This is a genomic window from Micromonospora trifolii, assembly GCF_022229005.1.
In the GTDB taxonomy this organism is placed as follows: domain Bacteria; phylum Actinomycetota; class Actinomycetes; order Mycobacteriales; family Micromonosporaceae; genus Micromonospora; species Micromonospora trifolii.
The window spans coordinates 55,093-76,989 of the sequence record NZ_JAKKFD010000026.1 but is presented as its reverse complement, the minus strand read 5'-3'; the positions used below and the strand labels follow the sequence as shown (position 1 = coordinate 76,989).

General features: G+C 68.9%; 17 protein-coding genes and 1 pseudogene. 8 read left to right on the top strand and 10 right to left on the bottom strand.

The genetic code is table 11. From position 1 onward, the window contains the following. Positions 1–260 precede the first annotated feature (260 nt). The 3 genes and pseudogenes from NIE79_RS17935 to NIE79_RS17925 form a co-directional block, all read right to left on the bottom strand. Positions 261–776, bottom strand: a pseudogene (locus NIE79_RS17935) (RICIN domain-containing protein); the annotation flags it as partial. Positions 777–1,205: 429 nt separating this feature from the next. Further along, positions 1,206–2,672: an endo-1,4-beta-xylanase gene (locus tag NIE79_RS17930; RefSeq protein WP_238679658.1), complete on the bottom strand. Its 1,467-nt coding sequence runs from the start codon at positions 2,670–2,672 to the stop codon at positions 1,206–1,208. A 467-nt stretch (positions 2,673–3,139) separates the two neighbouring features. Beyond that, the gene (locus NIE79_RS17925) at positions 3,140–4,114 is read right to left on the bottom strand and encodes a PaaX family transcriptional regulator (protein ID WP_238679657.1); all 975 of its coding nucleotides are present in this window, start codon (positions 4,112–4,114) and stop codon (positions 3,140–3,142) included. Positions 4,115–4,358: 244 nt separating this feature from the next. Between NIE79_RS17925 and NIE79_RS17920 the strand changes: the two genes are divergently transcribed. After that, on the top strand, positions 4,359–5,678 hold the full coding sequence (locus tag NIE79_RS17920; RefSeq protein ID WP_238679656.1) for an extracellular catalytic domain type 1 short-chain-length polyhydroxyalkanoate depolymerase: 1,320 nt from the start codon (positions 4,359–4,361) through the stop codon (positions 5,676–5,678). 71 nt (positions 5,679–5,749) lie between these two features. On the opposite strand, the gene NIE79_RS17915 is transcribed toward NIE79_RS17920, so the two are convergent. Next, on the bottom strand, positions 5,750–7,327 hold the full coding sequence (locus NIE79_RS17915) for an arabinofuranosidase catalytic domain-containing protein (RefSeq protein ID WP_238679655.1): 1,578 nt from the start codon (positions 7,325–7,327) through the stop codon (positions 5,750–5,752). 186 nt (positions 7,328–7,513) lie between these two features. Continuing rightward, complete coding sequence (locus tag NIE79_RS17910) at positions 7,514–9,349, bottom strand: RICIN domain-containing protein (RefSeq protein WP_308193190.1); 1,836 nt, start codon at positions 9,347–9,349, stop codon at positions 7,514–7,516. Between the two features lie 299 nt (positions 9,350–9,648). On the opposite strand from NIE79_RS17910, the gene NIE79_RS17905 reads away from it, so the two are divergent. From NIE79_RS17905 to NIE79_RS17890, 4 genes are read left to right on the top strand one after another with little or no spacing between them, the layout of a single operon-like run. After that, complete coding sequence (locus NIE79_RS17905; RefSeq protein WP_238679654.1) at positions 9,649–10,887, top strand: sugar ABC transporter substrate-binding protein; 1,239 nt, start codon at positions 9,649–9,651, stop codon at positions 10,885–10,887. An 18-nt stretch (positions 10,888–10,905) separates the two neighbouring features. Beyond that, positions 10,906–11,877, top strand: coding sequence for a carbohydrate ABC transporter permease (locus NIE79_RS17900; protein WP_238679653.1), 972 nt, complete (start codon positions 10,906–10,908; stop codon positions 11,875–11,877). Then, positions 11,874–12,698, top strand: coding sequence for a carbohydrate ABC transporter permease (locus NIE79_RS17895; protein WP_238679652.1), 825 nt, complete (start codon positions 11,874–11,876; stop codon positions 12,696–12,698). The genes NIE79_RS17900 and NIE79_RS17895 overlap by 4 nt, the downstream gene beginning before the upstream one ends. A 56-nt stretch (positions 12,699–12,754) precedes the next feature. Beyond that, entirely contained in the window at positions 12,755–14,467 is a 1,713-nt protein-coding gene (locus NIE79_RS17890; protein ID WP_238679651.1) for an amylo-alpha-1,6-glucosidase, read from the top strand. A gap of 10 nt (positions 14,468–14,477) precedes the next feature. Here NIE79_RS17890 and NIE79_RS17885 read toward each other — a convergent pair whose 3' ends face one another. Then, positions 14,478–15,491: a LacI family DNA-binding transcriptional regulator gene (locus tag NIE79_RS17885; protein ID WP_238679650.1), complete on the bottom strand. Its 1,014-nt coding sequence runs from the start codon at positions 15,489–15,491 to the stop codon at positions 14,478–14,480. A gap of 205 nt (positions 15,492–15,696) precedes the next feature. On the opposite strand from NIE79_RS17885, the gene NIE79_RS17880 reads away from it, so the two are divergent. Beyond that, positions 15,697–17,172, top strand: a complete 1,476-nt coding sequence (locus NIE79_RS17880) for an arabinofuranosidase catalytic domain-containing protein (protein WP_238679649.1) — start codon at positions 15,697–15,699, stop codon at positions 17,170–17,172. A 149-nt stretch (positions 17,173–17,321) separates the two neighbouring features. Then, positions 17,322–17,918 carry a VanZ family protein gene (locus tag NIE79_RS17875; RefSeq protein WP_238679648.1) on the top strand — a complete coding sequence of 199 codons (597 nt, stop codon included), beginning with the start codon at positions 17,322–17,324 and terminating at the stop codon, positions 17,916–17,918. Positions 17,919–17,954: 36 nt separating this feature from the next. On the opposite strand, the gene NIE79_RS17870 is transcribed toward NIE79_RS17875, so the two are convergent. The 4 genes from NIE79_RS17870 to NIE79_RS17855 are packed head-to-tail and all read right to left on the bottom strand — an operon-like array spanning position 17,955 to position 20,871. After that, the gene (locus NIE79_RS17870; protein WP_238679647.1) at positions 17,955–18,734 is read right to left on the bottom strand and encodes a MerR family transcriptional regulator; all 780 of its coding nucleotides are present in this window, start codon (positions 18,732–18,734) and stop codon (positions 17,955–17,957) included. A gap of 45 nt (positions 18,735–18,779) precedes the next feature. Further along, positions 18,780–19,541: an ABC transporter permease gene (locus NIE79_RS17865; RefSeq protein ID WP_238679646.1), complete on the bottom strand. Its 762-nt coding sequence runs from the start codon at positions 19,539–19,541 to the stop codon at positions 18,780–18,782. After that, positions 19,538–20,335: an ABC transporter ATP-binding protein gene (locus tag NIE79_RS17860; protein WP_238679645.1), complete on the bottom strand. Its 798-nt coding sequence runs from the start codon at positions 20,333–20,335 to the stop codon at positions 19,538–19,540. The genes NIE79_RS17865 and NIE79_RS17860 overlap by 4 nt, the downstream gene beginning before the upstream one ends. Before the next feature lie 56 nt (positions 20,336–20,391). Then, positions 20,392–20,871, bottom strand: a complete 480-nt coding sequence (locus NIE79_RS17855) for a MarR family winged helix-turn-helix transcriptional regulator (RefSeq protein WP_238679644.1) — start codon at positions 20,869–20,871, stop codon at positions 20,392–20,394. 103 nt (positions 20,872–20,974) lie between these two features. Here NIE79_RS17855 and NIE79_RS17850 point away from each other — a divergent pair, with 103 nt between their 5' ends. Next, complete coding sequence (locus NIE79_RS17850) at positions 20,975–21,856, top strand: NmrA/HSCARG family protein (RefSeq protein WP_238679643.1); 882 nt, start codon at positions 20,975–20,977, stop codon at positions 21,854–21,856. Positions 21,857–21,897: the final 41 nt, after the last annotated feature.

Below are 21,897 nucleotides of genomic sequence, written 5' to 3'. Positions count from 1 at the left end.
ATGCTTGCAGACTGCCTCGAACTGGCAGCTGGAGAGGCACTCGGCCTGCGGCGTTGTACGGCTGAGGAATCGAAACATCACGGTGGCCTGGGAGGAGACGTGGTCGTCGACAGCACCGGGGAGGCGTTGGTGCTGTTGACGTGGATCAGCAAGAAGGCCGTCGAGGTGCAGGGGTCGTCCACAGCCGACGGCGGCAACGTCGTGCAGTACGCCGACTGAAACGGCACCAACCAGCAGTGGCAGCTCGTCCAGGTGGGCGGCAGTAACCCGCCGCCGTCGGCTGTGGACGACCCCTGCACCTCGACGGCCTTGTTGCTGTTGCGGTTGATCAGCCGGACATAGCCGCCGTCCGAGTCGGCCAAGCGGAACTGCTGGTTTGTCCCGTTGAGATCGGCCCACTGCACTATCGCACCGCCGTCAGCGGTGGAGAAACCGCTGACGTCGAGCACCTTGCCCGAGTGCCGCGACTTGATCCGGTAGTAGCCACCCCCGGAGTCCACGAACTGCCACTGCTGGTTGACGCCGTTGTTCCGCGTCCACTGGCTGATCCGCGCCCCGTCGTTGGTGGCCGAGGCGTACAGGTCCAACGCCTTACCACTGTTGCGGTTCACCAGCACGTAGGAGGCGTTGGTGTCCACTGTCGCCGCCGCGGCGGGCGCCGCGTTGACCGCGACGAGTGTGCTGGCTGCCATGACCGCGGCCGCCGCCGCGGCCAACCCTGACCGCCAGCGAGATCTTTGTCGAGAGGCGGGACGAGCCTCACCGAGGGCTTTCATGGTCCACTCCTTCGATCGGGGTCACCCGCGAGCGAAAGTGCCCGCGCGTGCCCTGGCGTGCGTGCCGGCGTCCTGGTGGTGGGGTCAGCACGTCTGGGGTGTTGTTGTGCGGGCAACCCGCGGCCAACGGCGTACGTCGATGGCGATGCCACGATCCGGGCTTCGTGACAGGCCGCGCCGAACGGCACGGTACGACGTCCTGGCTCCCGCTGGCCGGGTGGTCCGCGGGGTGAAAATTAGCGGTTGAGACGTCATACGTCAAACGATTGGTATCGATCCGCGCGATCACCGTCAGCAACACCCTGACGGCCACGGTGGCCCGCCCCGGAGGGGGGCGGGCCACCACTCGTCACACTTCGCCCGGGCGGGCGCCGGCTGGATCCCGAACGGCCGGCAGCTCCCGCTTCTCCCAGTCGACGGCGGCGGTCGTCAGCCGATCCGGACCAGTTGCCACTGCTGGTTGTTGCCACCCCAGTCGGCGTACTGGACGACGTTTCCACCGTCGGCGGTGGACGAGCCCTGCACCTCGACGGCCTTGTTGCTGTTGCGGTTGATCAGGCGTACGTAGCCGTCGGCCGAATTCGCGAGTCGGAACTGCTGGTTCGTGCCGTTGAGGTCGGACCACTGCACGATCGCGCCGCCGTCGGCGGTGGAGAAGCCGCTGACGTCGAGCACCTTGCTGGAATTGCGGGACTTCACCCGGTAGTAGCCACTCCCCGAGTCGACGAACTGCCACTGCTGGTTGACGCCGTTGTTGCGCGACCACTGGCTGATCCGCGCCCCGTCGCTGGTGGCCGAGGCGTAGACGTCCAGCGCCTTGCCGCTGTTCCGGTTCACCAACACGTACCAGGCGCTGGTGTCCACCCCGGAGCCCGGCGGGGGCGTGGTGGGCGGGGTCGAGCCACCGTTCAAAGCGTCCAGGACGGCGGCGTAGGCGGCCTTCTTGTTGCCGTTGCAGTCGAAGAGCAGCGCGTTGTCGGACCCGCGCCACGAGTCGCAGTCGCGTACACCCCAGGTGGTGATGCCGGTGCAGCGGGAGACGGCCAGGCAGGCGCGGGTGACGGCGCCGTAGATGTTGGCCTGGTTTCCGCCGGTCATCACGTCCAGCTCGGTGATCTGGACATCCACACCGAGATCGGCGAACCGCTGGAGGTTGGCCTGGTAGTCGCCGGCCAGCGAGGTGCCCAGGTGCGACTGGAAGCCCACACAGTCGATCGGCACGCCACGGGACTTGAAGTCCCGCACCATGTTGTAGATGCCCGTCGACTTCGCGTTGATCCCGTCGGTGTTGTAGTCGTTGTAACACAACTTCGCACCCGGATCCGCCGCCCGCGCAGCCCGGAATGCCGCCTCGATCCAGTCGTTGCCGGTGCGCTGAAGGTTCGAGTCCCGACGCCCACCGCTACCGCCATCGGCGAACGCCTCGTTCACCACATCCCAGGCATAGATCTTGCCCCGGTAGTGCGTCGCGACCTGCGTGACGTGGTTGATCGCCGCGTTCCGCAACGCGGTGCCGGACATGCCCTGCGCCCAACCCGGCTGCTGTGCGTGCCACAGCAGGGTATGACCCCGCACGCTCATCCCGTTGGCCTGCGCATGGCTGACCAGACGATCACCACCGGAGTGGTTGAACTGGCCCTGCGACGGCTCGTTGGATGCCCACTTCATCTCGTTCTCGGCCACGACACTGTTGAACTCACGGTTCAGAATCGTCGTGTAGGCACTGGTGGAGAGCTTGCCGGTGGCGACGGCGGCGCCGAAGTAACGGCCCTTCTCGGCGGCGGCCGCCTTCAGGGTCGTGCCGGCACCGGATGCGGGAGTCAGCGCCACCGTCATACCGGTGGTGAGGGCGACGGCGATTGTCGCCGCCGCCAGCATCGTTCTCATGGGTTTCATGGCGTTCCTTTTCAGTGGTTGCATCGGTGGTGGTGATGTGCCACTTCACTCGGGGCGACCGATCGGGACGGTCTTCCTGGCCACCCGGCCTCAGCGCGCGCGGTCCGAGAGGGCTGTCGCCGGCAACTGCCGGTCCCGAGGTGACGGCCGCATGCCCTTGCGAACGTCGTGATCGGAGGTACGACCCGTGCGGCTCGCCCGGTGAGCCACGGGAACGATCGTCCTCTATATCGAGAGTGAGCGATAACATGCCGTTCGTCAAGACGTAACGGGCCGTTCACGCCGATCTCCCGGAACGCCGTGTTTCGCCCGGTACCAAACGCCCAGAACAACAGTGCTCAGCCGCCGCGCGACCAGCGGACGAGTCGTACCACCGCGCCGCTCAGACCGCATCGGAGGGCAACCCTGTTATCGCTCACAGTCGCCGGCCGCGACAGTGAGCGGTTCACGAGCGCCTGGTGGCCGAGCTACTCGGAGACGGCTGCGTCGGCGCGTATTCCGGCGACCAGGTCGGCGGTGGTGTGGGCAGCGATGCCGGGCTGCGCGGCGTCGGCGAACCGCTCGACGACCGCTCGGACGTGTCGCTCGGCGGGCACTGCGAGGCCGTCGTAGACGGCCGCGAACAACTCCCGCGCCGGGCGCCTGAGCCAGTCCCGTGGAAGCAGTTCCACGGGCAACTGCGGATCGAGGACGGGAAAACGCCGGAAGGTGTCCATCACCTCGGTACGGGCCCGCACCGCTGCGGCGCCGTCGACCTGCCCGGACAGCACCCCGGGCAACAGCGGCGTCCACCGCCGGAGGAACGCGTCGTAGCTCCGACCGATCGCCTCGATGTCCCAGGCTTCGATCGGCGGCCGGTGAATGGCAGAGGCGAGCGCGCTCTGCCGCCCGCGAAACACCGTCACGGCGCCGAGGGTGAGCCGGTCGAGCTCGGCCCGAGCCGCGGGGGTCAGCTCCCGCGGTGAGATCCACAGGCCGTCGTACAGCGGTGCGTAACCGAGCCACCGGAGTTGCGCCCGCAGGGCTCGGCGCTGCGTACTGCGATCCTGCGGCAGCGAGAAGGCGACGATCGTCCAAGACCCGTCCCACAGCACCGTCGAGATGGTGGAGGCGAGGATCCACTGCCCGCCGACGGAGAGGTTCGCGGCGGCGGCGCGGCTGAGCCGGTAGGAGCTGTGCCGCCCCAGTCGACTGCCCTCCAGGACGCCACGGCGGGCCAGGCGACTGATCGCGGTCCGCGCTCCGGCCGTGGTCACGCCGGTCTCCCCGAGCAACGCGACGATGGCGGCGGACGGGAGGGCGACCCGGGTCCGCAGCGTGTAGTCCGCCAACAGGGTCACCGCGACACCCTGGGGCGAGTTGCCGACCTGCCGGCGGGGCAGCCGCAGTGGCTGGTCTCCGTCGTCCGGATAGATCTCGTCGATGTCGAAAGGGCTTGCCACAGGCGCTCCGCGCTCCTCGGGGACGGCATGACGACTGTAGACGGACCCTTCCCAGTAGATCGAAATGCTTCGATTGACACTTGTTGACCCGGAGGGAACACTAACTGCCACACGATGCCATCCGAAGCCGGGCTGGGCGAGCCACAGGTAGCGGGCAGCGTGCGATCACCGCGGGAGTCGGGCAGACCCGCGACCGGGTCGCACGGCCAATCCAGCCTGCACAGGCAATCGAAGGAGTCGTCAGTTGAGGATCAGAAGGAAACTGCTAATCGCCCTGGCCGCGTCACTGGTGGCGGCCGGCCTGGTGGTCCCCACGGTCGGGCCCGCGTACGCGGCGTCACTGACCGAGGTGACCAGCTTCGGTGACAACCCCGGTCGGATGCGCATGCACGTCTACGTGCCGGACAACCGTCCGGCCCGGCCGGCGGTCGTGGTGGCCATGCACGGCTGCGGCGGGTCCGGCCCGGGCTTCTACTCCGGGAGCGAGTTCGCCAGCCAGGCCGACCGGTACGGATACATCGTGATCTACCCGTCCGCCACCCAGCAGGCCGGGTTCGGCAACTGCTTCGACACCTGGTCGGACGCCGCCAAGCGGCGGGGCGGAGGCAGCGACCCGGTGTCGATCATCTCGATGATCCGGTACGTGCAACAGCAGTACGCTGCCGACCCGGACCGGATCTACGCCACCGGCAGTTCGTCCGGTGGCATGATGACCAACCACATGCTGGCGCTCTATCCCGACGTGTTCAAGGCCGGCGCCGCGTTCATGGGTGTGCCGTTCAACTGTTTCGCCAACGCTGCGGACTACCCGCCCGGGAGCAGCCAGTGCACCGGCGGGAACATGAACCGGACCCCGCAGCAGTGGGGCGACGCGGTCCGTCAGGTGTACCCCGGCTACTCCGGGCCCCGCCCGCGCGTGCAGCTGTGGCACGGCACCAACGACACGCTCGTGCCGTACTCGCTGTTGCAGGAGGCGATCGAGCAGTGGACGAACGTGTTCGGGCTGAGCCAGACACCCACCTCCACCGACACCCCTCAGGCCACCTGGAACCGGCGCCGGTACGCGGACAGCGGCGGCACCGTCCAGGTCGAGGCGTACAGCATCCAGGGCGCCGGGCACAGCCTGCCCTCCGCAGGCATGGCCGCGTCCGCCATCGCGTTCTTCGGACTGACCAACCCCACGACCCCGCCCCCGACCACCCCGCCCCCGACCACGCCACCGCCGACCACGCCGCCGCCGGCTTCCGGCGCCTGCCGGGTGACTGTCGACGTCAACGCCTGGAACACGGGGCTGACCGAGAGCATCACCGTCACGAACACGGGCACCAGCGCCGTCAACGGCTGGTCGGTGGTCTTCACCCTGCCGGGTGGGCAGACCATCACCTCGGGTTGGAACGCCACCTACTCACCCAGCTCGGGGCAGGTGACGGCCCGCAACGTCGGCTACAACGGCGGCATCCCCGCCAACGGCTCGGTGAGCTTCGGCTTCCAGGCCACCCACACCGGTAACAACGCCCGACCGCCCTCGTTCGCCCTCAACGGCGCGTCCTGCGCTGTCGCCTGAGACCCACCCGCGCGTGCGCCGGTCACCACCTCGTGGTGACCGGCGCACGACTCGTTCGGGCGTCGCCAGGATCAGCGGTAACCGGCGGTCACCACGCTGGCCTGCACGGCGTTCTCGGTCGCGTCGGACGGATAGCCCGCGACCATCGCCCCCTCGTAGAAGGTGCCGGCGCTCAGGTTCGCACCGCCGTCGGGCTTGCAGCAGTCACCGCCACTGCCCAGGATGATCGCGCCCTGCTTCTTCATCGGGCTGTATCCCGGCGGAAGCGAGCCGTCGTACAGCGTGTAGAGGCTGCCGGCCTGCGCGTCGCTGCCCTTGATGGCGAACCGGGTCGTGCCGTTGTTCTTCAGCGTCGCGGTGACGAACTTGTTGGTGAACGCGCGTTGGTTCGGGTTCCAGGAGCTGCTGCCGCCCGGGAAGAGACCCCACTCGAGGTCGGCCTGCACCCACGGGCCGCTGCCGGAGCAGCCGCCGAACCAGCACTGCTTGCCGAAGTTGATGGCGTCCATCGCCCCGGCGGCGTCGGCCTTCCTGGTCGTCTCACTGTTGCCGTAGTCGAAGCAGCAGCCGCTGTTGACGTGGGTCCCGCTGGTCACCATGTACATGCCCTCGGGTGCCGCGCCGGTCGGCACGCCGGTGAGGTGCCCGTCGCGCCAGTAGCTGTTGCCGGGGTTGATGTAGAGCGAGTACGCCTTCGCGCCGCCAACTGTCAGCGACTCCGTGGTCGCGGTCGCCGGCCTGCTCTGCGGGGAGCCCGGAACGACGCTCGACCCCTGGTACCAGAGGTCGTTGCCGCGCCCGGACTGGTCGAAGACGACGGTGATCACGCAGGTCGTGCCGGAGCAGAACGAGTCCTGCGTCGCCGCGTTGGCGGTGCCGCCGGTGCCCGTGAGCCCGATGTTGCGGGTCGTGTTGTCCGACGAGCGTCGGACCTGGTAGAGGTTGCCGGCGTACGCCTCGTAGAGCGCCCGCGTGGTGCTGTGCGCCGCGATGCACGGGGTGCCGCCGGAGGCGTAGATGTCGCACGGGCGCGCGCCGGTCGGCGGGTTGGTCGGCGGCGGGGTGGTGGTGGTCGGCGAGGCCCACTGCTGGTTGGCGCCACCGTTGCAGGCCCAGAGGATGACCTTGGTGCCGTTCGCGGTGGCCGCAGCGTTGGCGTCGAGGCAGAGCCCGGACTGCGCGCCGGTGATGGTGCCGTTGCTGTTGACGTTCCACTGCTGGTTGTTCTGGCCGTTGCAGTCCCAGATGATCACCTGGGTGCCGTTGGCGGTGCCGCGGCCGGAGGCGTCCAGGCACTTGTTGCCGTACACCTGGAGTTGCTTTGCCGACGTCCACGTCCAGGTCTGGCCGGACGTGCCGTTGCAGTCCCAGAGTTGCGTCTGGGTGCCGTTGGTGGTGCTGGAGTTGGGCACTTCAAGGCAGCGGCCGGACGGCGTACCGACGATCCGGGTGCTCTGCCCCGGCTCGATGGCGGCCGCCATCGGGGCGGCTGCGGCCTCGGCGATCGGCGACGGGGCACCGGGGGCGGCGCCGATGCCGACGAGCACGCCGACCAGCGCGGCCGCCAGGGCGGTCAGACGTCGGGCGCGCTGACGTCTCGGGACGAGATCACGGGCTGTTCCGGGCCCGAGGGGGGACGGGGTTCGCACGAGGTGGCTCCTCGGAGTCGTGGAAGCGCGGTGGGGGTGTCGATGCGCCACGGGGGGTGGTGGCGATGGCGAATCGATTCGGAGGGAATCGTATGACCTTTAATTAATTCATGTCAATGAATGCGGGTGCGAGGTGGCGTGCCGGCCGTTGGGCGGACGGCCAGCGCACCACCTCCCCCGGGACGCCTACCGCCCCAGGAGCCGCCACGTCTGGTTCAACGGGCTGCCCTGGTTGACCGCTTTGCAGGTCCACTGGTGAACCAGCGCGCCGGCCGCCGTGGAGACCGCGTTGACGTCGACGCACTTGCCACTGTGCCGGGCGACGAGTTGGTAGTCGTGCGAGTCGTTGCCCGAGTAGGTCACCTTGCGCAGCGTGAACTGCTGGTTGAGGGCGTTCAGGCAGGTCCACTGGTGCACTGCCGCGCCGTCGGCGGTGGAGACGCCGCTGACGTCGAGGCACTTGCCGCTCTGCTGGTTGACCACCGTGTAGGTGTTGGCCACGCCGGCGACTGGGCGGAAGTTCCAGAGCTGCTGGTCACCGCCGTCGCAGTAGTTCTGCTGTTGGACGTTGCCGTCGGCGGTGCTCAGGCCGGCATTGTTCAGGCACTGCTGGGAATGTTGGGCCACCGCCACCGACTGGAAGCCACCGTCCGCGGGAGGCAGCAGCGTGACGGTGTAGGTGTCGGTCTGGTTGGTGTACGGCACTGTGACTGTGGCGTTGTTGTTGGACACCCCGACCACGCTGTTCGACACCGTCACCGGCCCCGCCACGGCGCCGCCGCCGTTGTGCGGGATGCGTTGGGTGAGCACCCGGACCTGGTTGTTCTGCACGATGCCGCTGGTGGTGTCCAGGCGTTGCAGGTTGACGGTCAGGTTCCCGGTGGTACGACCACCGCCGATGAGCACCTTCGCAGCCCCCGCGGCCTTCGTGGCGTACGCGTCGTACGACTGGCTGGGGGTCACCGCGACGATCTCCCCGACCTGGGAGGCGTAGAAGCGGTAGTTCCACCACTCCCCCTTGGGCTGGTGCTGGCCGGCCGAGTTACGGATCAACAGGTTGCCGAGGTCGTTGTGCAGGCTGCCACCGCTGGCCCAGTTCGCCCGCAGGCCGTCGGCCTTGGCCCGCTCCAGGCGCGCGATGTACCAGGCGCCGTCGGCCGGGTTCTGCTCGTCGGGCGCGCCGTACTCGTTGATCTGGTACGGACGAGGGTGGGCGATGCCACGCGGGTCGAGGGTGGCGTTGGCGGCGGCGACGTTCGCCACCGGGTCACCGGGCAGCGAGTGCCAGCTGATGATGTCCGGCACCGTGTTCGTCGAGCGGACGAAGTCCAGGTACTGGTTCCAGAAGGCGTGGTTGGTCGACGGTACACAGGCGCAGCTCGGCCCGACGATGAGCTGGCTGGGGAACTCCGCCCGGATGCGCTGGTAGGTCCGCCGCCACAGTTCGAGGTACTGGGAGATCGGCCGGTTCCAGAAGATGGTGATGTTGGGTTCGTTCCAGATGTCCCACTGCACCGACAGCCCGGACGCCCGGACGTCGCTGATCAGGCGGGTCAGGAAATTGTCGTAGTCGGTCCAGTTGCCGTTGTCACCGGGGAAGCGGGAGATCCCGGCGCCGTCGGCACCCCAGAGGTCGTGCGGCAGGATGATGAACTTCCCGCCGAGGCCGGTGGTCCGACGCGCCTGGGCGAGTGTGGAGTTCCAGCGCCGGTCGTAGGTTCCGCCGACCCAGCCACTGCCCGGGAGCTGAGCGCCGCCGGCGCGCATGTACTGGAACTTGACGTCGGAGTAGAAGTGGTCGGCCGGACCGCTGGCGTTCTCGGTCATGCCGTAGATCCAGCCGGAGGCGCGGTAGGTCGGCGCACCGCTGGTGGTGGCGAAGTTGACGCTGATCGACTCGTCGGCGGCCAGGGCGGGGGACGAGACGGCGGTGACGGCGGCAGCGGCGGCGAGCAGGCCGACGACGAGTCGGGCCACGAACACACGGGCTCGTCCTGAGCTGCTGCGGGATGGGGTTTTCACGGGCGGCTCCTTGGTGGGGCGCGGGGGACGCTCTCCGGAGGGCAGCGCTTGCGAATCGATTCGCACGGATCGTAGGACCGGGAACTGAACCATGTCAATGAAGTGACGGCCCGATGACGCCCGTGTTGCCCAGCAATCCTCCCGGTGCGGCCAACTGACTCTTGACCCCCGGGCATGGGCAGACCTATCTTCGGGCGAACCGATTCGTCGAATCGATTCGCCTCATGGTTGGACTGGTCCGACCCGCGACGATCAACCCACGAACCCCACCTGACGATCGATTTGAAGTGAGGCACCACATGACCGGACTCAGTCGTCGGCGGCGCCTGGCCGCCGTCGCCGTGATAGCTCTCGCCGCGGTGACGGGCAGCGCCTGCTCGTCGTCGGCCGACGGCCCCGCCGACGGTGGCGCCTACCTCGTCTGGGACCCGTATCCGCAGTTCGCCGACGACTCCGAGTGGGTCGCGCTGCTCAAGAAGTGCGGCACGTCCGCGGGGGTGACTGTCGAGCGAACCGGCTACGACACCACCGACCTGACCAACAAGGCGCTGCTCGCCGCCCAGCAGGGAAACTCACCGGACGTGCTGATCGTGGACAACCCGGTCATCTCAACTCTGGCCGAAGCCGGCGCGCTCACCACCACCGACGACAACAAGCTGGACGTCTCGGCCATGGAGAAGAACCTGCTCGGCGCCGGCCAGAGCGACGGCAAGACCTACGGGGTGCCGATCGGGGCGAACACCCTCGCCCTCTACTACAACAAGGACGTGCTGGCCGCAGCCGGTGTCGACCCCGCCGCCGTCAAGGACTGGACCGCACTGACCGCGGCACTGACCAAGGTCAAGGCCAAGGGGAAGAAGGGCATCACCTTCTCCGCGATCGGCACCGAGGAGGGCAGCTTCCAGTTCCTGCCCTGGTTCTGGGGGTCGGGTGCCCAACTGACCAGTCTGGACTCACCGCAGGCGGTGTCCGCGCTGACGCTCTGGACCGACTGGCTCAAACAGGGCCACGCCCCGAACTCCGTCATCAACAACACACAGACCACGAGCTGGCAGGAGTTCGCCACCGGCGACTACGCGTTCGCCGAGAACGGCACCTGGCAACTGGCCAACGCGGAGAAGCTCGGCTTCTCGTACGGCACGATCGCGATCCCGGCCAGCGCGGGCGGCCCGGCCCCGGCACCCACCGGCGGTGAGTTCGTCTCCATTCCGGTGCAGAAGAAGACCGGCCGGTACGAGACGTCGCAGAAGCTCGTCACCTGCCTGACCAACGCCGACAACCTCCTCACCACCGACACCACGCTCTCCTACGTCGCACCCGTCGCCGCCGTGCAGGAGCGACAGGCCACCGCGGACCCCAAGCTCAAGGTCTGGGTGGAGGCGGTCCGGGCGGCCAAGGGCCGCACCGGTGACGACCTCGGCACGAAGTACCCGAAGATCTCCGAGGCGCTGTGGACCGCTGTGCAGTCGGCCCTCAGCGGCGGAAAGACGCCACAGGAGGCGTTGGACGCCGCGCAGACCGCCGCCACGACCAGGTAAGCGATCCGAACCGACACCATGCCCTCCACGACAGAGACCTCCACCGTCGTACGCGACCAGGGTGGGGCGGCGACCGCCGCCCCGCCCGGGCCTCCCCCAACCCGTTCCCGCCGGCCCAGCCGGTGGTGGGCGTGGGGCTTCCTGGCACCCGTGACCATCTACCTGGCGGCCTTCTACGCCTACCCGCTCTACCGCAACGTCGAGTTGAGCCTGCGCGAGTACACAGTCCGCTCGTTCGTGCAGGGCGGGGCGCCCTTCGCCGGCCTCGACAACTACCGGACGGTCCTGACCGACCCGGCATTCGGGCCGACGCTGACGCACACGCTGGTCTTCACAGCGGCCTCGCTCGCCTTCCAGTTCACCATCGGCATGGCCCTGGCCCTCTTCTTCCACCAGCACTTCCCGCTGTCGCGCACGCTGCGGGCACTGATCCTCGTACCGTGGCTGCTGCCACTGATCGTCTCGGCGTCGACCTGGTCGTGGCTGCTCAACAGCGACTCCGGGCTGGTCAACGCGGCGCTCGGCGTCATCGGAATCGACCCGGTCAACTGGCTCACCTCGCCGGGCTGGTCACTCACCTCGGTGATCATCGCCAACGTCTGGATCGGCATCCCGTTCAACCTGGTGGTGCTCTACAGCGGCCTACAGGCGATCCCGACCGAGATGTACGAGGCGTCCGCGCTCGACGGCGCGACGGGGTGGCAACGGTTCTGGGGGATCACCTTCCCGTTGCTGCGCCCCGTCTCCCTGATCACGCTGCTGCTGGGGCTGATCTACACGCTGAAGGTCTTCGACATCATCTGGATCATGACGAAGGGTGGCCCGACCGGCTCCTCGGCCACGCTGGCCACCTGGTCGTACCGGCTCGGATTCGGCAACCTGCTGCCCGAGTTCGGCCCGGGCGCGGCCATCGGGAACCTGCTCATCGTGCTGGCCCTGATCGCCGGCCTCGTCTACATCCGGATCGAGCGGAGGCAGCAGCTGCGATGACCACCTCGACGCCGCGGACCTGGTGGAAGACCGGCATCGGCCTGGTGCTGACCGGGCTGATGCTCTTCCCCGTCTACTGGATGATCAACGTGTCCTTCACCCGCGACCAGGACATGCGGGCCAGTCCCCCACACCTGTTCCCCACCAACGGCACCCTGGACGGCTACCGGGCGGTGCTCGACCAGCAGCTGCCGTACCTCGGGACCAGCTTCCTGGTCGGCCTCGGCACCGTGGCGCTGACCGTGGCACTGGCCGCCCCCGCCGGCTACGCGCTGGCGAAGCTCCGACCACCCGGCGGCCCGGCACTGAGCTTCATGCTGCTGATCGCGCAGATGATCCCGGGGATCATCATGGCGATGGGCTTCTACGCCATCTACCTCACCCTCGGCGTCCTCAACACGCTGCCCGGCCTGATCCTGGCCGACACCACGCTCGCGGTGCCGTTCGCTGTCCTGATCTTCACGGCCTTCATGTCCGGCATCCCCGACGAGCTGCTCCAGGCCGCCGTTGTCGACGGCGCCGGTCGGCTGCGGACCTTCTGGTCGGTAGTGCTGCCGGTCAGCCGCAACTCGATCGTCACGGTGTCGCTCTTCGCGTTCCTCTGGTCCTGGTCGGATTTCATCTTCGCCTCGACCCTGGCCGGAGGCGGCGACTACCAGCCGATCACCCTCGGCATCTACCACTACATCGGCAACAACAACCAGCAGTGGAACGCCATCATGGCCACCGCCGTCGTCGCCTCGATCCCCGCCGCCGTGCTGCTGATCCTGGCCCAGCGGTACGTCTCGATGGGCGTGACCGCCGGCGCCGTCAAGGACTGACCATCCGCGGCGGTCGAGGACTGACCACCCGCACCACAGAAAGGCACCCGCCACCCATGACCGCCGCCCCGTCCGGTCCGGAGTTCGGAATCCAGGACATCCCGTTCAGCTACCGCGGATCCTGGTTCAACATCTCCCCGGTGGTAGCCGAGAAGACGTACGCCGACGACCTGCACCTGGTCTCGCACCAGACCGGTCTGCACCCAGTACTGCGTCTGGCCCCCACGGTCGCCGGCACCACAGTCGTCGCCACACCCACATTGCTGACCTGGCGCAACGGCGCCGACCGGATCGAGGCCGTCTACGACGGGCCGGACGCCCTGCGGATCCGGGGTCACCGGCTCGGCCTGCGGGTGGCCGCTGCGGCACACACCCTCACCCCGTTCAGCGGCACCTACCTGTACGCCGACCCGGTCGACGGATCACACGTGTTCACCTCGTACGAGACCGGTCGCCGCTACCGGGTCACCGTGCTCTCCGGCGCTCTGCTGCGGACCGACGGCACGCAGGCGCTCGGCACCGCCGACCGGTCCCTGGACCTTCCCGGCGACCAGCCCTGGGAGATCGCGATCGAGGAGTACGCCACCGCCCGCCGCCCGTACGCCGGATCCGTCAGCTTCGAGCAGTTGTGCCGCGACCGGTTCGCGGAGTTCACCGCGTTCGTCGACGCGATCGCGCCCTGGCGCGGTCCGGAGACCCCGGCCGCCGAGCTGGCCGCGTACGTCCTCTGGTCGGCCACTGTCGCCCCGGCGGGCTTCGTCACCCGGCCCGCCGTCCTGATGTCCAAGCACTGGATGGACAAGGTGTGGAGCTGGGACCACTGCTTCAACGCGATCGCCCTGGCGGCCGGTGAGCCGGAGCTGGCGTGGCACCAGTTCCAGTTGCCCTTCGACCACCAGGACGAGGCCGGCGCCCTCCCCGACTCGATCACCCACTCCGAGGTCCTGCACAACTACGTCAAGCCCCCCATCCACGGCTGGGCCCTCCGACACCTGCGCCGACGTCTTCCCCAGCCGCCGGACCGGGCGGCACTCGCGCAGACGTACGACCGGCTCGCCCGCTGGACCGGGTTCTGGCTCGACGCGCGGCGTGCACCCGGCCACGACCTGCCGCATTACCAGCACGGCAACGACAGCGGCTGGGACAACGCCACCACCTTCGACGAGAACCGGGTCCTCGAAACGGCTGACCTCGCCGCGTTCCTCGTCTCGCAGCTTCGCTGCCTCGCCGACCTCGCCACCGAGCTGGGTGAGCCGGCCACCCGCTGGTCCGGGGAGGCCGACCGGATCCACCGGGCCATGCTGCGCGACCTGTGGGACGGCGAGCGCTTCTGCGCCCGGAACCCCCACACCGGGCAACGCCGACCCAGCCGCAGTCTGCTCGACCTGATGCCCGTCGCGCTCGGGGCCGACCTGCCGGCCCCGGTCGCCGCTGCGCTGGCGCGTGGCGTCGAAACCCATCTGACCAGGCACGGGTTGGCCACCGAGCCGACCGACTCGGCCCACTACCTCGCCGACGGCTACTGGCGTGGCCCGATCTGGGCGCCCTCCACCGTCCTGGTCGAGGACGGCCTGCGCCGGGCCGGGCAGACCAGGATCGCCGACGACATCAGTCGGCGGTTCCTCGCGCTGTGCGAGAAGTCCGGCTTCGCGGAGAACTTCGATGCCGAGACCGGCACCGGGCTGCGCGACCGCGCCTACACCTGGACCGCCAGCAGCTATCTCATCCTCGCCGCCGCCCAGGAGGAGCGGCGGATCAGGGGCGGGTAGCCGGCTCGGATCAGCGGGCCCGGACCGGGCCGGTGCTGGAACGCAACGAGATGGGCGGGCTGTAGAGGCGGTGTCGTGGCACGGCGCCGGGAGCCGCGATGATCTCCAGCAGCAGCGACACCGCCTCCGCGCCCATCTCGACCATCGGCACGTCGGCGGCGGTCAGCGGCGGGCGGAAATCCTCCGCCCAGTGCTGCGCGGCGACTCCGGCGACGGAGAAGTCGCGTGGCACCGACAAACCGGCACCGGTCAACGCGCGCTGCATTCCGGGTAGTGCGGCCTCGTTGATGGTGGCCACCGCCGTGACCTCGGGATGCGTCGCGAGCAGTTGCTCCATGCACGCCTCGCCGGAGGCGGTGTCGTCGCCGCTGCACACCTCCACGCCGGTCAACCCCCGCTCCACAGCCGCCGCGCGGAAGCCGGTCAGCGCGCGATGGCTGGGGCCGTATCCGGCGGCCACCAACTCGGCGGACCGGTTCACGAGTGCGACGTGCCGGTGCCCCAGGTCGGCCAGGTGCTGCACGCACCGGGCGATCAGCCCGGCGTAGTCGATGTCGATCCAGCTCATCCCGTGCGGCTCGGCGGTCCGGCCGATGGTGACGAACGGCAGCCCGGCCTTTGTCAGCCGGGTCACCCGGTCGTCGGCCAGCCGAATCTCCATGAGGACCACGCCGTCCACCCGACGGCCGGTGACGATCCGCTCGAACGACCGGTCATGGTCGCCACCGGAGGGGGACAGCAGCACGTCGAGGTCGTGGCGGGCGGCGGCCTCGACGACGCTGGCGACGAAGCCCAGCTGCATGTCGGTCAGCCGCTGGCTCGCCGGCGGGATGACCAGCCCGAGGGTGCGGGTGCGCCCCTCCTTGAGAGCACGGGCGCTGGCGTTCGGCCGGTAGTCCAACTCGTCGATGACCGACTGGATCCGTTGCCGGGTCCCCTCCGACACGCTGCGTTTTCCGCTGAGCACGTAGGAAACGGTGCTGCGGGACACCCCCGCCCGGCGAGCGATCTCCCCGATGTTCATCAATCGCCCTCGAATCGATTTTTGCCCCGATACGGGGACGCACCTTGCTCCGCTGACCAGCATATCCGTCCTCAGGCTCATCGATCGATGACCAACGCGTACCAACTAGCGCTAATAGATGGACGCCCATTAATGTCACAGGTATGACGTGTGACGTCAATTCCACCGCTACACGCCACCTCCACCACGCACTCGAAAGGATCCGATGAACGTGAAGAGAAGACTGGGTCGCCTGATGGCCGCCGCCGGGACACTGTTCGTCCTCGTCGTCGCCGCTGGCGCCTATGTGGTCTCGGACGCGCCGGGCGTCGCCCACGCCGCCGGCACGGGTCCGTGTGACATCTACGCCTCCGGCGGCACGCCGTGCGTGGCCGCGCACAGCACCACCCGGGCGCTGTACGGCGCGTACAACGGCCCGCTCTACCAGGTCCGACGCTCGTCGGACAACACCACCCGTGACGTCGGCGTGCTCAGCGAGGGCGGCTACGCCAACGCCGCCACCCAGGACACGTTCTGCGCCAACACCAACTGCGTCATCACGATCATCTACGACCAGTCCGGCCGCAACAACCGTCTCACCCAGGCGCCCCCCGGCTACTTCGTCGGCCCCGCTCCCGGCGGATTCGACAACCTCGCCGACGCGAAGGCGGCGCCGGTCACCGTCGGCGGCCAGAAGGCGTACGGCGTCTACATCGCCCCCGGCACCGGCTACCGCAACAACAACACAAACGGTGTCGCGACCGGCGACCAGCCCGAGGGCATCTACGCGGTCGTCGACGGGACGCACTACAACCAGTGGTGCTGCTTCGACTACGGCAACGCGCAGACCAACAACCTCGCCGACGAACGCGCCATCATGGAAACCGTCTACTTCGGCGCCAACAAGCAGTGGGGCTACGGGGCGGGCGCCGGACCCTGGATCATGGCCGACCTGGAGTGGGGGCTGTTCTCCGGCGTCAACGCGGGCTACAACAACATCGCGTCGATCAACCACCGCTTCGTCACCGCAATGGTCAAGGGCGAGCCGAACCACTGGGCGATCCGGGGTGGCAACGCCCAGTCGGGCAGCCTGACGACCTACTTCGACGGGCCACGCCCCAACGGCTACCACCCGATGAAGAAGGAAGGCGCCATCCTGCTCGGCATCGGCGGTGACAACAGCATCACCGGTCGCGGCACCTTCTTCGAGGGCGTACTGACCTCCGGCTACCCGACGGCGGCCACCGAGAACGCCGTCCAGGCCAACATCAACGCCGACGCCTACGCGCCGGTCGGCGGCGGCAACCCGCAGCAGAACGTCCAGGTCGTGGGCGCCCAGTCCAGCCGCTGCATCGACGTACCGAACGGCAGCACCACCAACGGCAGCCAGGTCCAACTCTGGGACTGCCTCGGCAACACCGCGCAGCGCTGGACCTACACCGCCGGCAAACAACTCCAGGTGTACGGCAACAAGTGCCTCGACGCCAACGGCCAGGGCACCACCAACGGCACCCAGGCCATCATCTGGGACTGCCACGGCGGCACCAACCAACAGTGGAACCTCAACTCCAACGGCACCATCACCGGCGTCCAGTCCGGGCTCTGCCTCGATGCCAACGCGGCCGCCACCGCCAACGGCACCAAGCTCATCCTCTGGGCCTGCAACGGCGGCACCAACCAGCGGTGGGCCACCCGCAGCTGACCCACCACACGGTCGGTCGTGCCGCCCCCCGCGAGCTTCAACGGGGGCGGCACGACAGTCGACCGTGCCCGACGCGCGACTGTCACGAACGGGCGAGTGCCCGCGACCCGGGCCGGGTAGGTTTCGGGACTGGGCGAAAGCGGGGGCGCATGGTCAGGGGTTGGCACGGCTGGCTCGGTACGTTCAACGGCGTCGTCCTCATCACTGCGGTCGTCCTGCCGTTGGCCGCGCTGGCGGTGTGGGCCCTGGCCCGCCACCGACGTGCCGCCGGCACCGGTGCGGCGTGGCGGACGTCGCTGGCCGACGTCGGCATCGTCTACGGCACCGTGCCGTGGGTGTGGATGATCATGTTGCCGGGTGACCAGGCCGGCGCCGTCTCCGGTCGGGTGACACTGGTGCCGCTGCGCGACCTGCTCACGATCTTCTCCGACGGTGGCCCGCTGACGGCGACGGTCCAGGTCGTCGGCAACCTGCTGGTCTTCGCGGCCCTGGGCTTCTTCGCCCCGCTACGATTCCCGGCGCTGGCGTCGGTACCACGGATCCTGGTCCTCGCGGCCGGCTGCTCGGTCCTGGTGGAGACCGCCCAGTACGTCCTGCGGCTGGACCGCGTGTCGTCGGTGGACGACGTCCTGCTCAACGCCGCGGGCGCCGGGCTGGCGGCGCTGGTGTCCCGCCGCTGGTGTCCCGCCACACCCGACACGTCCACGGAGCGCGAACCCCAGCCGGCCCCGGCAGCGGGACGCTGAGCGACGCGGTGAACTACCAACAGAGCCGACAGTCGATCAGGTGGACGGCTCTGCCAACCGCTCCAGTCGCGCCAGACCATCCCAGCCGCGCTCGCGCATCAGATCCAGCAGTCGCTGCACCCGCGGGTCCGCCTCGACGGCCAGCGCGTCCAGGAGGTCGAACGGTAGATCGTCCTGCGCCACCTCACCGAGGTCGATCTCACCAGAGCGGTATGCCTGCTCGGCGAGGCCGGCCATGATGTCAGCGGCCTCTACCAGACGCGCGTCGTCGCCGGTGTCGCTCTCCAAGATCTCCGACAGGATCCGATAGAGCCGTTTGAGTTGCGGGTCGTCCAACTGCGCGATCTTGCTGGGCATCCATTCGCGGACGCGATCCGGCCAGCGAGCCGACATCAGGATCCAGCTGTCCCGCTCCCCCGCCACCACCCGCTCGGAGACGCCAATGGCGCGGAGCCGATCGAGGTAGGTGGTCACCTCTGGTGCGAGTGCCAGACGATCCCCGGCGGCAAGTTGCGCGATCTGCTTCCGGCTGGCCTCCAGTCGTGCGATCTCGTCGCCCAGTTGCCTGTCGATCTCCTCGACCGCGGCCGCGAAGGTCGACGCGTCGGCCTCCAGCATCTGACCGATCTGGGACAGCGGCACCCCGGCGTTGGCGAGAATCCGGATCCTGATGAGGGACACCACAGCACCTGCGCTGTACCGCCGGTAGCCCGAGGCGTCCCGCTCGGGCTCCGGCAGCAGGCCGATCTGGTGGTAGTGCCGTACCGCCCGCACCGTGACGCCGGCGTACGCCGCGAGTTGGCTGATCGTCAGCATGCTCTGATCCTGCCCGCACCCTGCCCAGCCCGGGTCGACACCGGATCAGGAGATCTTGCGACGGTAGGTCAGGTTGGCGAACAGGTAGGCCACCACGAGGATGCCGGCGCACCACACCAGGGCGGTCCAGAGGCCCGATCCGACGGGCTCCTGCGCGAAGAGGTCTCGGATCGCGTTGACGATGGCGGTCACCGGCTGGTGCTCGGCGAAGGCACGCACCGGTCCGGGCATCGAGGCGGTGGGCACGAAGGCCGAACTGACGAACGGCAGGAAGACCAGCGGGTACGAGAAGGCGCTCGCGCCGTCCACGGACTGGGCGGTGAGGCCGGGAATGATGGCGATCCAGGTGAGCGCCAGGGTGAACAGCACCAGGATGCCGGCCACGGCGAGCCAGCCCAGCACGCTCGTGCCGGTGCGGAAGCCCATGAGCAGGGCGACGAGGACGACGACGACCAGCGAGACCAGGTTGGCGACCAGCGAGGTCAGCACGTGCGCCCAGAGCACCGCGGATCGGGCGATCGGCATGGACTGGAACCGTTCGAAGATGCCGCCCTGCATGTCCAGGAAGAGCCGGAAGGCGGTGTACGAGATGCCCGAGGCGATCGTGATGAGCAGGATGCCGGGGAGCAGATAGTTCACGTACGAGTCGGAGCCGGTCTCGATCGCGCCACCGAAGACGTAGACGAACAGCAGCATGAAGGCGATCGGCATCACCGCTGTCGTGATGATGGTGTCCGGGCTGCGGGCGATGTGGCGCAGTGAGCGCCCCAGCAGGACCGTGGTGTCGCCGAGGAAGTGCTTGTTCATCGTTGTTCCTTCTCGGTCTTGGCGCCAACCAGGGTGAGGAAGACGTCCTGGAGGGTCGGCTGCTTCTCGACGTACTCGATCTCGGCGGGTGGCAGGAGCTGCTTGAGCTCGTCGAGGGTGCCGTTGACGATGATCCGTCCCTCGTGGAGGATCGCGATCCGGTCGGCGAGCTGTTCGGCCTCGTCGAGGTACTGGGTGGTGAGCAGCACCGTCGTGCCGCCACTGGCGAGTTCCTTGATCGCCTGCCACACCTCGATGCGCGCCTCCGGGTCCAGCCCGGTCGTCGGCTCGTCGAGGAAGATGACCGGCGGGTTCCCGATCAGGCTCATCGCGATGTCGAGACGGCGACGCATGCCGCCGGAGTACGTCCGCACCCTCCGGGCGCCCGCCTCGGTCAGCGAGAAGCGCCTCAGCAGGTCGTCCGCGATCGCACCGGGCTCCTTGAGGTGGCGCAGCCGGGCCACGAGGACCAGGTTCTCCCGCCCGGTGAGGATCTCGTCGACCGCCGCGAACTGCCCGGTGAGACTGATCGACTGCCGTACGTCGGCGGGGTGGGTCGCCACGTCGAAGCCGGCGACCCGGGCCGTCCCGCCGTCGGCCCTGAGGAGCGTGGCCAGGATCTTCACCACTGTGGTCTTGCCGGCACCGTTCGAGCCGAGCAGGGCGAAGATGCTGCCCCGCGCGACGTCGATGTCGACGCCGCGCAGCACCTTCAGCTGCTTGAACGACTTCTCCAGGCCGTGCACGTGGATCGCTGGCTGCTCGGCCTGAGCTGTTGTGTGCGAATTGCTCATGACGGCAGCATGGGGGGTTGACGCAGCGTCAAGGTCAAGCCCGCAGGCGACCGGGCTCAGTCGGGCTTCGGTTGGGACCGCAGGCGACGCATCTGGGCGTGGCTGAGGTCATGCGCTCGGTTCATGTGGCGCGTGATCACCTCCAGCTCCTCGTCGGTGTGCTCGTCGAGAAGTGTCTGCCAGGCCTGGCCGAGGTCGTCCCAGACCGCGGTGACCCGGTCGAGGCGATCCGGCACCGGGGTGACCAGCACCCGGCGCCGGTCCTCGTGGTCGGGCGTCCGTGTGACGTAGCCGCCACGTTCGAGCCGGTCGACCAGTCGGGTGGCCGATCCCGTGGTCAGGCCGGTCATCTCGGCGACCTCCCGCACCGTGGGTGGCGCGGGAGCCGCCGAGAGCAGGCTCAGGAACTGCACGTCGGTCGGGTGGAGCCCCAGGTGATCGGCGATGGCCTGGTTGAACAGGACGTACGAGGCCAGATAGCGCCGGGACGCCATCGACATCTCCTCGTACAGCCGGGCCCGACGCTTCGCAGTCATCCGCATCACATCCCAGTTCGTTGCGTGACGCAGCGAGTCGCCATAATCTGCTGCATGACGCAGTTAATGCGTTACGCAGCCATCTTACCCTCCTGGAGGACCCATGCTCACCGTCGCCGTCACCGGCGCCACCGGAGCCCAAGGCGGTGCCACCGCCCGCGCCCTGCTGGCGGCCGGACACCGGGTACGCGCCGTCACCCGCCACCCCACCTCGCCGGCCGCCGAAGCCCTGCGCGACCTCGGGGCCGAGGTGCGCCGGGCCGACTTCGACGACCGCGCGTCCCTCGACGCCGCGCTCGCCGGAGCCGACTCGTTGTTCGCTGTCACCACACCGTTCGGCACCGACCTCGCCACCGAGGTCCGGCAGGGCCGGACCCTCGTCGACGCGGCGGCAGCCGCCGGGCTCGGTCACCTCGTGCTGACCACCGTCGCCCACGCCGACCGCGCCACCGGCGTCCCGCACTACGAGAGCAAGCACCTGGTCGAGCAGCACCTGCGCACCTCGACAGTGCCCTGGACGATCATCGCGCCGGCCGCTTTCATGGACAACTACGCCAGCGGCTGGACGCTCGACGGCCTGGGCAGGGGCACCTTCGCCTGGCCGATGCCCGCCGACCGGCCGCTCACCCTCATCCCGGCGGTCGACATCGGCGCCTTCGCCGCGCTCGCCCTCCAGCGCTCGGGCGAGTTCGCCGGCCGCCGCATCGACATCGCGTCCGACGAACGCACACCCACCCACCTGGCCGAGATCCTCGGCGGCGCCATCGGCCGCCCGATCACCCACGTGCAGGTGCCGCTGGCCCAGGTCCGGCAGCGGTCCACCGATTTGGCGGCCATGTTCGACTACTTCAGCACAGTGGGCCTGACCGTCGACGTCGCCGCGCTGCGCCGCGACTACCCGGAGGTCGGCTGGCACAGCTTCGCCGACTGGGCCCTCGCCCAGGACTGGCCCGCACTGCTGCCCGCGACGCGTGCGCGACCCTGACTCTTAACTCCGATGTCACCGTCCGATCCCACTGGTGACGT

Coding starts and splice junctions, on each gene's coding strand:
- NIE79_RS17930 (WP_238679658.1), bottom strand. CDS start 2,672: ATGAAACCCATGAGAACGATGCTGGCGGCGGCGACAATCGCCGTCGCC.
- NIE79_RS17905 (WP_238679654.1), top strand. CDS start 9,649: ATGACCGGACTCAGTCGTCGGCGGCGCCTGGCCGCCGTCGCCGTGATA.
- NIE79_RS17900 (WP_238679653.1), top strand. CDS start 10,906: ATGCCCTCCACGACAGAGACCTCCACCGTCGTACGCGACCAGGGTGGG.
- NIE79_RS17895 (WP_238679652.1), top strand. CDS start 11,874: ATGACCACCTCGACGCCGCGGACCTGGTGGAAGACCGGCATCGGCCTG.
- NIE79_RS17890 (WP_238679651.1), top strand. CDS start 12,755: ATGACCGCCGCCCCGTCCGGTCCGGAGTTCGGAATCCAGGACATCCCG.
- NIE79_RS17885 (WP_238679650.1), bottom strand. CDS start 15,491: ATGAACATCGGGGAGATCGCTCGCCGGGCGGGGGTGTCCCGCAGCACC.
- NIE79_RS17880 (WP_238679649.1), top strand. CDS start 15,697: ATGAACGTGAAGAGAAGACTGGGTCGCCTGATGGCCGCCGCCGGGACA.
- NIE79_RS17875 (WP_238679648.1), top strand. CDS start 17,322: ATGGTCAGGGGTTGGCACGGCTGGCTCGGTACGTTCAACGGCGTCGTC.
- NIE79_RS17870 (WP_238679647.1), bottom strand. CDS start 18,734: ATGCTGACGATCAGCCAACTCGCGGCGTACGCCGGCGTCACGGTGCGG.
- NIE79_RS17865 (WP_238679646.1), bottom strand. CDS start 19,541: ATGAACAAGCACTTCCTCGGCGACACCACGGTCCTGCTGGGGCGCTCA.
- NIE79_RS17860 (WP_238679645.1), bottom strand. CDS start 20,335: ATGAGCAATTCGCACACAACAGCTCAGGCCGAGCAGCCAGCGATCCAC.
- NIE79_RS17855 (WP_238679644.1), bottom strand. CDS start 20,871: ATGACTGCGAAGCGTCGGGCCCGGCTGTACGAGGAGATGTCGATGGCG.
- NIE79_RS17850 (WP_238679643.1), top strand. CDS start 20,975: ATGCTCACCGTCGCCGTCACCGGCGCCACCGGAGCCCAAGGCGGTGCC.